This window comes from Hymenobacter sp. BT188 (assembly GCF_014333585.1).
In the GTDB taxonomy this organism is placed as follows: Bacteria; Bacteroidota; Bacteroidia; order Cytophagales; family Hymenobacteraceae; genus Hymenobacter.
In genome coordinates this window covers 237,019-248,836 of the sequence record NZ_JACSCW010000004.1, presented here as the reverse complement: position 1 = coordinate 248,836, position 11,818 = coordinate 237,019, and the positions used below count along the sequence as shown (strand labels likewise).

Below are 11,818 nucleotides of genomic sequence, written 5' to 3'. Positions count from 1 at the left end.
GCTGTCTTAACACAAACTATGAACAACTAGACCGTCATGCTGAGCTTGTCGAAGCATCTCTACCGCATTAGCAATTATTAGTATTGCAACGAAGCGGTAGAGATGCTTCGACAAGCTCAGCATGACAAGAAACTTCTGACATTTCTTTCTCCCATCATGCTAGACATTTCCCACTACGAAGCTTGGTTTATTACTGGTAGCCAACACCTCTACGGTCCCGAAACACTGGAACAGGTGGCGCAGCATTCTCAGCAGATTGCTGCTGCGCTGGATACAGAGCTACCCATCAAAATCGTATTTAAGCCCGTACTAACTGGTCCCGATGAGATTTTTCAGCTCATGCAGGAAGCCAATACCACCAAAAACTGCGTGGGCCTGATTGCGTGGATGCATACTTTCTCGCCGGCCAAAATGTGGATTAACGGCCTGAAGATTCTGCAAAAGCCGATGGCCCACCTGCACACCCAGTTCAACCGCGACATTCCGTGGGCAGACATTGACATGGACTTCATGAACACCAACCAATCGGCGCACGGCGACCGGGAATTTGGGTTCATTGGTACCCGCATGCGCCTGAATCGGAAAGTAGTAGTAGGCCACTGGCAAGATCCCGCCGTGCATCAGAGCCTGAATGTGTGGGCTCGCGTGGCTTGCGCCTGGGCCGACTGGCAGGGGGCAAAATTCGTCCGCTTCGGCGACAACATGCGCTATGTAGCCGTTACTGAAGGCGACAAGGTAGAAGCCGAAATCAAGTTTGGCTACTCCGTGAACACCTACGGTATTGGCGATTTAGTGGCCGTTATCAATGCAGTGAGCGACGCGCAGATCGATGAGTTGATGGCCGATTACGCCCAGCAGTATGAGTTGGCCGACACCTTGAAAGATGGCGGTAGTCAGCGCGAGTCGTTGCGCGAGGCCGCCCGCATAGAGGCCGGCATGCGCAAGTTCTTGCAGGACACCGGCGCCAAAGGCTTCACCGATACCTTCGAGGATTTGCACGGCATGGCCCAGCTACCCGGCATTGCTACGCAGCGTCTGATGGCTGAGGGCTACGGCTTCGGTGGCGAGGGCGACTGGAAAACCTCCGCGCTGGTGCGGGCTATGAAAGTGATGGGCGCTGGTATGCCGGGGGGCAATTCTTTTATGGAAGACTACACCTATCACCTGGCCCCCAACAACAACCAGGTGCTCGGCTCCCATATGCTCGAAATTTGCCCCACTATATCTACGGGCAAAGTGCGCTGCGAAGTACACCCCCTCGGAATTGGCGGCAAAGCTGACCCGGTGCGCCTGGTGTTCAATTGCCCGGCCGGCCCGGCCCTGAACGCTACGCTTGTAGATATGGGTAATCGTTTCCGTTTGCTGGTGAACGAGGTAGAAGCCGTAGAGCCCGAGCAGGACCTGCCTAAGCTCCCCGTAGCCCGCGTGCTTTGGAAAGTAAAACCAACCTTAACAGTAGGCGCGGCGGCCTGGATTTTGGCCGGCGGTGCTCACCACACAGGCTACAGTCAGAATTTGACAGCTGAATATTTAGAGGACTTTGCCGAGATGGCTGGTATCGAATACGTTTTGATAGATGACGATACCAAGTTGCGCACATTTAAAAATGAGTTGCGCTACAACGAAGTAGCTTACGGCAGCCGATAATTTCACTACTTTCCCAAATCCTTACCATCTGTCAGCCAAAAGCCCTACTTCCCTCAAATGAATCAGCTCGCAACGATTGACTACATCGTTTTCATTATTTACTTCATCATTGTTGCCGGCTATGGCATCTGGATTTACCGCCGCAAAAACACGCACGATGGCACTGTGGACGGCGACTCCAAGGATTACTTCCTTGCCGAAGGCTCCCTAACATGGTGGGCCATTGGCTCTTCCCTCATTGCCTCCAACATCTCGGCTGAGCAGTTTGTGGGCATGTCGGGCTCCGGATTTAAGATGGGTCTGGCCATTGCCACCTATGAATGGATGGCGTCTATCACGCTGATTATCGTGGCGGTTTTTTTCATTCCAGTATACCTGAAAAACAACATTGCCACGATGCCGCAGTTTCTGAGCCAGCGCTACAACAGCACGGTGGCCATGATTATGGCCGTTTTCTGGCTCATGTTGTATGTGGTCGTAAACCTGACTTCGATTCTCTACCTCGGGGCTATTGCCATCAGCAGCATCTCGGGTTTCGACATCACGCTCTGCATGTACCTACTGGCCACATTCGCTATCTTCATTACGCTGGGCGGTATGAAAGTAATTGGCTACACCGACGTAATTCAGGTGTTCTTCCTGATTCTGGGGGGCTTGGCTACTACGTATCTGGCTTTGAATCTGGTAGCTGAGCACTACGGCAGTACGGGCGTGCTCAAGGGCTTCTCGCTGATGACAAGCCAGGCCAACGACCACTTCCACATGATTTTCAATCGTGACAATCCGAACTACCTCGACCTGCCCGGCCTGACGGTGCTGCTCGGCGGTATGTGGATTGTGAACCTAAACTATTGGGGTTGCAACCAATACATCACCCAGCGCGCCCTCGGTGCCGACCTGCCCACGGCTCGCGCTGGCCTGCTGTTCGCTGCGTTTCTGAAGATGTTGATGCCTATAATTGTAGTGTTGCCAGGTATCGCAGCGTATGTACTGTTTAAGGCCGACGTATTTGGCGGAGAGATGATGCAGGACGGAGAGTTGAACCCCGACCGGGCTTATCCGGTGCTGCTCAATATTTTGCCCGTAGGCTTGAAAGGCTTGTCTTTTGCGGCTCTTACGGCGGCGGTAGTAGCCTCACTGGCTGGCAAAGCCAACAGTATTGCCACCATCTTTACCCTCGACATTTATAAGAAAGTGTTCAACGAGGGCGCCTCAGAGAAGCAGCTGGTACGCGTAGGCAAAATCTCGGTGGTAGTGGCCATGATTCTGGGCGTACTCATCGCTCCCTTCCTGGGCATCGACAAGAAAGGCGGCTTCCAGTACATTCAGGAATACACGGGCTTCGTGTCGCCGGGTATTTTCGCCATGTTTATCCTGGGCTTCTTCTGGAAGAAAACCACTTCTACGGCAGCCCTGTTTGCTACTATCGGCGGTTTCCTGCTGTCGGTTCTGCTTAAGTTCCTGCCGAACATGATGGATCTGTCGTTCCTGGCTCCGTTCGGTTTTGCGGTGCAGCCGGCTGCCGGTGCTCCCTTCGAGATTCCTTTCCTCGACCGCATGGGCATCGTGTTCGTCATTTGCGTACTGATGATGTTGGTTATTAGCTTGATTGAGAACAGGATGGGCGTGAAAACCAACGGCCTGGAAATTGATCGCAGCATGTTTAAAACGAACCGCAGCTTCGCCATTGGCTCTATCGTGGTCTTTGTTCTTATCACCACGCTCTACACTGTTTACTGGTAATTGAAAAAGCCCCCCAGAAGATGATTGGGGGGCTTTTTTTGGCTCTTTAGCTGCACTTACTTCTTTAGAAATTGTTTGAGTTAGCCAAAACGAAGTAGAGGCACCTATCTGTGTCTCCTTAATGTTTAGTTGAACGGCGCCGTATCAATCGTTCGACGTCGAGAAACAAGGGGGTGCCTCTACCTCGTGCTGGTTAGTACACTACCATCAAGCAACTAACCGAATTTTACTTCTTGAATTCAAAAGCCTACTTCCCACCTAAAAACGTACTTATGGAGACTCTCTTTATTTCCCATAAAGCACAATCGATTGTGTTCAGTTTGGCTCTCTCTGGAGTGCTGGCCAGCAATGCGGTGCAAGCCCAGACGGCCGGCGCGCCCAGCACCATCACGGTGCAGGTAAACAAACCCGGGGCCCCAATTGCCAGGACCATGTACGGTCTGTTTTTCGAGGACATCAACTTCGGCGCCGACGGTGGTCTTTATCCGGAACTGGTCAAGAATAAGTCGTTTGAAACCGATGACCGCCTGATCGGCTGGAAAGGCATCAAAGGTGCATCGGCCCTTTCCACTTACACGGTTTCCAGTCAGCAGCCCATCAGCGAAAAAAATAGCCACTTCCTTCGCCTGACCGCTACCACCGCCAGCCCCGACGCGGGCTTCGTAAACGAGGGCTTTCGGGGAATGGGCGTGAAGGAAGGAGTTGAGTACACGTTTTCGGTGTATGCCCGCCGTGGCCCCGGGAACGTCGGGGGGCTAAATGTGACGATAGAAGAGCCCGCCCGCGCCCAGGGAGGTGGTCCTGAAGCGCCCTCCTCGGGGAAGGTGCTGGCCCAGACCAAAATCACTGGCCTTACCAGTGAGTGGAAAAAGTACAGCGTGGTGCTGAAGCCTTCGGCTACGGCCGCCAAAGCGCGCCTCAAACTGACCGTAGATGGCACCGGCACCCTGGACCTGGACGTGGTATCGTTATTCCCGAAGGATACCTGGATGAAGCGAGAAAATGGTATGCGCGCCGACCTCGTGCAGCTATTGAAGGATATGAACCCCGGCTTTCTGCGCTTTCCCGGCGGCTGCATTGTGGAGGGCGTCACGCTCGATAACCGTTACCAGTGGAAGGAAACAATCGGTGACGTGGCCTCCCGCTCCCCTATCATCAACCGCTGGAATACTGAGTTTAAGCACCGCTTCACCCCCGACTATTATCAGTCGTTCGGCTTAGGTTTCTTCGAGTATTTCCAACTATCAGAAGACCTTGGTGCTGAGCCCCTGCCTATTTTGAACGTAGGCATGGCTTGCCAGTTCAACTCCGCAGAACTGGCCCCCATCACGGCCGCCGGTGGCCCCAGCGCCCCGGCCCATGACCACGCCGACGATGACCCAACGCTCGACACCTTCATTCAGGATGCCCTCGACTTGATTGAGTTTGCCAATGGCCCTGCTACCAGCACCTGGGGGGCAAAACGCGTGGCTATGGGCCACCCGGCTCCTTTTAATCTGAAGTATATCGGGATTGGTAATGAGCAGTGGGGCCCGCAGTATTTGGAGCGCTATGAGCCGTTTGCCAAAGCCGTGAAGGCGAAGTACCCTAATATGAACATTGTGAGCAGTGCGGGCCCCTCGCCAGGTGGTGAGTTGTTTGATAAGGCTAGTGCAAAGCTGCGGGAGCTGAAAGCCGAGTTGATTGACGAGCACTACTACGCGAAGCCCGAGTGGTTCCGTGAGAACGTTGGCCGCTACGACAATTACCCCCGCACCGGCCCCAAAATTTTCGCTGGCGAATATGCTGCTCAAAGCGTAGCCATCGGCAGCCCTGACAACAAGAACAACTGGGATTGCGCCATCTCAGAGGCCGCCTTCATGACGGGCTTGGAGCGCAACGCCGACGTGGTAACCATGGCCTCCTACGCTCCCCTGTTTGCCCACGTTGACGCTTGGCAGTGGACGCCAGACCTTATCTGGTTTGACAACCTGAAAGCGTACGGCACGCCTAACTACTACGTGCAGAAGCTATTCGCTACCAACCCCGGCACTACGATGCTGCCCGTGCAACTTGGCAACAACGCCAAGAACGGCCAGGATAACCTCTTCGCCAGCGCCGTAGCCGACGACAAAGCTGGGGAAGTAGTGGTAAAGCTGGTGAACTACTCGCCCCAGCCCCGCACCATAACCCTGAACTTAGCAGGCGCAAAAAAACTAGGCAAGTCGGGCAAAGCTACTGTGTTAGCCAGCAACGATTTGAATGCGGTGAACAGCATCGAACAGCCTATGAACATTGCTCCGAAAGAGGAAAAATTTACGGTAAAATCTTCGACTATCAGCTACACATTGGCGCCCAATTCCTTCACGGTTTTACGCGTTCCTGGTAAGCGATAAGTGTTCGATTAACTAGTAATTGGTGGGTGGAAAAAGGAAGCAACAGGTTCTTTTTCTCCACCCATTTTTTTGCACCAGCCGCTTATCCAAGATTAGCCTTATGAAAAACTTAGGTACGCTTCTGCTGCTTCCTGCTCTGGCCGCGGGACTATCTGTTCAGGCACAAGAAAAGCCCCCCACGCGTGCTTTTCACCAGTGGGCGCTAACTCCGCCTATGGGCTGGAATAGCTGGGACTGCTACGGCCCCACCGTAACCGAAGCCGAGGTAAAAGCAAACGCCGCTTATATGGCGAAGTACCTCAAGGCTAGCGGCTGGGAATATGTAGTGGTGGATATTCGCTGGTATGTGGGCAACGATACGGCCCACGGCTACAACGAGAAAAATCCAGACTGGAATATCGACCAGTACGGGCGCTTCGTGCCGGCCGTGAATCGGTTTCCGTCCGCGGCGAATGGGCAAGGGTTTAAGCCGCTGGCTGATTACATGCACAGCAAAGGGCTGAAATTCGGGATTCATATTATGCGCGGCGTGCCCGTAGTAGCCGTCAACCGGAAACTACCCATTCTGGGGAGTAAGGCAACGGCGGCCGATATCTACTCGAAGGAAGGCCAAGCGGGGTGGCTGCGCGATATGTACACTGTAGTCGCCGGGCGGCCGGGCGCGCAGGAGTATTACAACTCGCTGTTTAAAATGTACGCCGACTGGGGCGTTGATTTCGTGAAAGTCGATGACCTCTCCTCGCCCTACCACGCGCCGGAAGTTGAGATGATTCGCAAGGCCATCGACCTGACAGGGCGACCGATTGTGCTGAGCACGTCGCCGGGCGAAACACCTATTGCCCAGGCCAAGCACGTGCAGCAGCACGCCAATATGTGGCGCACTGTGGGTGACTTCTGGGATAGTTGGGAGCAGTTGAAGGAACACTTTGAGGTCTGCAACCGCTGGGCACCTTACAGCATGCCCGGCGCCTGGCCCGATGCCGATATGCTGCCGCTTGGCCGCATTGGAATTCGGGCGGAGCGGGGCGATGACCGCATGTCGCGCTTCACCAAGGATGAGCAGTACACGCTCATGTCGCTGTGGTCCATCTTCCGCTCGCCGCTAATGTTTGGGGGCGATTTGCCTAGTAATGATGCTTTTACCCTTTCTCTGCTGACCAACAAGGAAGTATTGGCCATGCACAGCACTAGCACGAATAACCGTCAGCTTTTTCGCCGAAACGACCTCATTGCCTGGGTAGCCGACGACCCCAAAAGTGGCGACAAATACCTCGCGCTGTTTAATGCTCAGGATCAGGAACTGGCTTCGGAGAAAGAAGCAGCTTGGTCGAGCGGCCTTATTACGCGTCAAACGCCGGGTCATAGCAAACCCGTGGACATCGACATTCGGGGGGCAAAAAAGCTCTATCTAAATGTGCGCAACGGCGGCGATGATATTGCCTGGGACCACGCCGATTGGCTATCTCCTACCCTATCCAGCGGCCAAAAAAGCGTCATGCTGAGCAGTTTGCCGTGGGAACAAGCCTCCGCTGGTTGGGGCAAGGTAACGGCCAACAAAAGCGTATCCGGCGCCGACTTGCTGGTGGGAGGTAAAAAATATACGGACGGCATCGGAACGCACTCCAACTCCATGATTGAGTTCGATTTGCCCCCTGGCTTCACACGCTTCACCGCTTCCGTTGGCATCGACAACGCGGGCGCAGCACAAAATACTGGCGGGACAATAGAGTTTTTAGTGTTTACCAAAAACCCATTTAAGCCTGTGCCTCCGGATTCAGCACAGGTGGAAGTAGCCTTGCAGCAGCTGGGCTTCAACTCCGCATGCACTATTCACAATCTGTGGACGGGCAAGGAAGTGGGCACGTTTACCGGCAAATTTGCCCCCCACATCCGCCGTCATGGCGCTGGGTTGTATCGGATTTCACCCAAGCAGAAACCCAAGTAGATTTAGCGTCCGTTCAATCAACAGAAAAGGGGCCGACTGCATTCAGTCGGCCCCTTTTCTGTTGTCAATACAGCCCGGTTATTTAGCCGGCTTCACTCCTTCGGTCGTCATCACAACGCGTTTCATCGTGCCGTCCTTGTTGTAGTAAAGGTTGTCGATGCAGACGGAACGGCGGAAGCTGCCTCCATCCGTCTGGAGAGCGCCATTATGGTAGATAAAGTAGGACTGACCTTTAAAATCGATAATTGATTGATGGTTGGTGTTGGAATTGCCCGCTATTTCATTCAGAATGCCTTTGTATTCCCACGGGCCTTCAATCTTCTTGCTCATGGCATACACGATTTTCTCTGGGAAGCCCGACGCATACGATAAGTAGTACCAATCGCCGCGCTTATGAATCCAGGGAGCTTCGGTGAATTTGGGCAGATCTATGGTTTGAATGGGACCGTCCAGTTCGGTCATATTGGGCTTGAGCTTGGCGTAGTAGCAAGCCGTGTTTCCCCAAAACAAATACGCATGACCTTTCTCATCGATCCAGACAGTAGGATCTATATCGTCCCAACTAATCGTGGCTTTGGTGGTCATGTCATTGGTAATCAAGGCCGAGCCGCGCGCATCTTTGAACGGTCCCAAAGGGTTATCGGCCACTGCTACTCCAAGGGCTTTGCCTTTGATAGTGCCATGCTCAACGGCCACGTACCAGTAGAATTTGCCGTTGCGCTCCACCACCTGCGAAGCCCAGGAGTCGCCTTTGGCCCAGGCAAAATCCTTGGCCGCCAGTGGCACCGGATGCTCCGTCCAGTTCACCATATCCGACGACGAATAGCAGAGCCACTCGTTCATCACGTAGCGTTCCTGCTTGGGCGGCGCCTCATCGTGACCAGCGTAGATATACACTTTGTCTTTATATACCAACGCGGCCGGGTCGGCGGTGTACTTGTTTTTGATGATGGGATTACCTCCCGGCGGGTTAAGCGCTGGGTTCACAATCGATTGTGCAGAGGCAGAAAAAAAAGCAGCTAATCCAAAGCAAGCCGCCGCAACTGTTAGGTTTACTCTCATATAGATGGGGTTAGGAATATTAGAATGAACGCGTAAAGACCAATGGCCTGCCCTTCAGATGAGCAGACCATTGGATATTCACTTACGCTTCTTGCACGCTTAGCGGCACGGTAGCCAGCGCTGCCAGCATGGTTTTTATTCCTTGCTCAGCATCAGAGCCCAAATGCACGCGCAACGTGCGCCGATCATTTTGCTGCAACGCCTCCAAGTCGCCTTGGGCTTGAGCATTTTTGAAGGTGCCAAACGTGTACGAGCGGCCCGGCAACGGCAAATCCTGCGGATGATCGACGGTGAATTGCACAAACAGGCCCGTGTTGGGTCCACCCTTGTGATATTGCCCCGTAGAGTGCAAAAAGCGCGGCCCATAACCAGACGTGGTAGCGATGTGCAACTGCTCCTGCACCTGAGCCCGCAGCTGCTGCAAGCTCTCATTCATCGCCGACGATTCCGTGAGGTATGCCTGTATGTTTAAAAAGTCGCCGGGCTTGGCCTGCGCGAAGAAGTTTTGCAGCACTTCGGCGGCGTCATTGCCACTCACGGCGGTATAATACGCTACGCCGTTCTCCGTCACTTTCGGCGCCTCTTTCTGCGGAATCTGCCCTTCCTGCTCCACCACTTTCATCAAACGGTCGGTGGCCGTTTTGGCGGCCTGCACGTTGGGCTGGTCGAACGGATTTATGCCGAATACGGCGCTGGCCACGGCCGTGGCTACTTCCCAGCGGTAGAACTCGGCGCCCAGATCCAGCGCGTCTTTCATCAGAATTGTGATAACCGGGTGGCCGTCCTGAGCTAGCTGTTGCAGCTTGGTCTGGTTGGCTTCGTCAGTTTCATTCTCATAGCCCACGTACACAAACACGCGGTCATGGCCGTACAGGCTTGGCTCACCCAGCGGCTCACCGGCTACGGGCAGAATGCCTTTGCCTTCTTTGCCAGTGCTTTCTGCTAACAGTTGCTCCAGCCACAAGCCCAGGTCGCTCAACGACTCTGGTACAACCAGCGTCAGCTTATCGCGGCCTTGCTCAGCCAGCACACCAATGGCCGCACCCAGCTCTAAGCCGGGATTTTGCCCCCCAGCGCCGTAAGCACCGCACGCCCGCATCATCCCGATGGCCCGCGCCAGCAGCTCGCCAATGCTTATACCGTACAGCGCAGCGGGCACCAGACCAAAGTAAGTCAGGGCCGAAAAACGCCCCCCAACCTCTGGGAAGTTGAGAAAAATGCGCCGATAGCCCTGCTCCGTGGCCGAGGTTACGAACTTGGAACTGGGGTCGGTGATGGCCACGAAATTTTCGCCAGCCTTATCCCCTTTAATTTGCTTGATGCGGTCGTAGAAATAGTCGCCAAAAGCCAGCGGCTCGGCCGTCGTACCCGATTTGCTGGCTACGATAAACAGCGTTTCAGCCAACGGAACTGACTCTTCGATCTGCTTTACCGTGCCAGGGTCCGTAGTATCCAACACCGAAATGGGCAAGCCATTTTCACCCATCGGAAATGACTCTTTGAATACAATAGGTGCCATCGTGCTGCCACCCATGCCCATCACGACTACGTGCTTGAAGCCGGCGGCCTTCACCTCGTGCACAAACTGCTCGATCTCGGGCACCGCCTTCACCATCGTTTCGGCCACGCGCAACCAGCCCATAAAGCTACGAACGCTCTGCTGGGCCTCCGCATCTTGAGTCCAAAGGGTGGCATCCTTTTGCCAGAAGCCTTCGGTAAAGTCTTTGGCGTTGAACTCCTGAATTTTAGCGTCGATGGCCGCTTGAAAATCACCTAGCTGCATCGTGGCCGAAGCCACTGTGATACCTAGGGCTTTCTGCCGCTTCTTTTCCAACGACTCCATGAGTTTGCCAAAGGGCTCGTTGAATTTTTTGGCGCCATCAACCTCCAGATGGTTGGTCAATTCCTCCAGATCTAGCCCCAGCTCCGGCAGACGCCGAAGCACTTCCTGCGCTTTCTCCAGGCCTTCTTCCAGATGATCGTCCGGCTGACCTTTTTCGCGGAAAATATCCAGTGTTTCCACTGGCACCGTGTTCACAGTGCGCGGCCCAATGAGGTTGGTGATATACTTTAGGTCGTCGTACTTCGGATTTTTATTGCCGGTGCTGGCCCACAACAAACGCTGCGTATTGGCGCCCTTGGCTTGCAAAGCCTCCCACCGAGGACCCACAAATATCTCCTTATAGATTTGGTAGGCCTGCTTGGCACTGGCCAAAGCTACTTCGCCTACCATCGACTGCGCCAACTCGCCTTTCTCGCCGCCTTCAGCCGCAATCTTTTCCAGCATTGGGTCAATCAGCACATCAATGCGGCTGAGGAAGAAGCTAGCTACGGAGGCGATTTTATCGATCGGCTGGCCAGCCTTCGCGCGGTCCTCCAAGCCTGATAAGTAAGCGTCAGCTACTAGCTTGTAGCGTTCCAAGCCGAAAATCAACGTCACATTCACGTTGATTCCTTCCGCGATAAGCCGACGAATGGCCGGCAGTCCTTCCAGCGTGGCCGGCACTTTGATCATCACATTGGGGCGGTCAACGGCTTTCCAGAAACGTATGCCCTCCTCAATGGTGCCTTCCGTATCGTTCACCAAGGCCGGCGATACTTCCAGACTCACATAGCCGTCGCCAGCATTATCGTGGCTGTCATACACGGGACGAAAAAGGTCGCAGGCGTGCTGCACGTCGGCAATGGCTAGCTCGGTGTAAATTTCATCTGCCGATTTATTCTGCAAAGCCAGGCTTTCAATAGCCGCGTCGTAGTCGTCGCTGCCCCCAATGGCCTTTTCAAAAATGGCCGGATTAGACGTAACGCCGCGCAGGGCTTCGTCTGTAATACGGCGCTGCAACTCCCCGTTGATGAGAATTTTGCGTCGAATGAAATCGAGCCAGATGCTTTGGTCAAACTGGCGGATGGCTACTAATGGATTCATGCGAAAGAAGGTTTTAAATCTTAGGTTTTAGTCTTTCTGAGCGGCTGAAGATAAATGCTCCCCAGCAGACATTCTGTCTACGTGTTAATTCAGCAAAACGAATTATAAAAACTAGGCTCG

General features: G+C 54.1%; 6 protein-coding genes. 4 read left to right on the top strand and 2 right to left on the bottom strand.

Annotated features, from left to right (window positions below; translation table 11 throughout):
• Nucleotides 1-156 precede the first annotated feature (156 nt).
• From araA to H8B13_RS12525, 4 genes are all read left to right on the top strand, one after another.
• Nucleotides 157-1,647, top strand: a complete 1,491-nt coding sequence (araA, locus tag H8B13_RS12540; RefSeq protein WP_187311157.1) for an L-arabinose isomerase — start codon at nt 157-159, stop codon at nt 1,645-1,647.
• 57 nt (nt 1,648-1,704) lie between these two features.
• Nucleotides 1,705-3,390: a sodium/sugar symporter gene (locus H8B13_RS12535; protein ID WP_187311156.1), complete on the top strand. Its 1,686-nt coding sequence runs from the start codon at nt 1,705-1,707 to the stop codon at nt 3,388-3,390.
• 272 nt (nt 3,391-3,662) lie between these two features.
• Entirely contained in the window at nt 3,663-5,765 is a 2,103-nt protein-coding gene (locus tag H8B13_RS12530) for an alpha-L-arabinofuranosidase C-terminal domain-containing protein (RefSeq protein ID WP_187311155.1), read from the top strand.
• 100 nt (nt 5,766-5,865) lie between these two features.
• On the top strand, nt 5,866-7,710 hold the full coding sequence (locus tag H8B13_RS12525; protein ID WP_187311154.1) for an NPCBM/NEW2 domain-containing protein: 1,845 nt from the start codon (nt 5,866-5,868) through the stop codon (nt 7,708-7,710).
• Nucleotides 7,711-7,788: 78 nt separating this feature from the next.
• Here H8B13_RS12525 and H8B13_RS12520 read toward each other — a convergent pair whose 3' ends face one another.
• The gene (locus H8B13_RS12520; protein WP_187311153.1) at nt 7,789-8,772 is read right to left on the bottom strand and encodes a glycoside hydrolase family 43 protein; all 984 of its coding nucleotides are present in this window, start codon (nt 8,770-8,772) and stop codon (nt 7,789-7,791) included.
• 82 nt (nt 8,773-8,854) lie between these two features.
• The gene (locus H8B13_RS12515) at nt 8,855-11,698 is read right to left on the bottom strand and encodes a bifunctional transaldolase/phosoglucose isomerase (protein ID WP_187311152.1); all 2,844 of its coding nucleotides are present in this window, start codon (nt 11,696-11,698) and stop codon (nt 8,855-8,857) included.
• Nucleotides 11,699-11,818 lie beyond the last annotated feature (120 nt).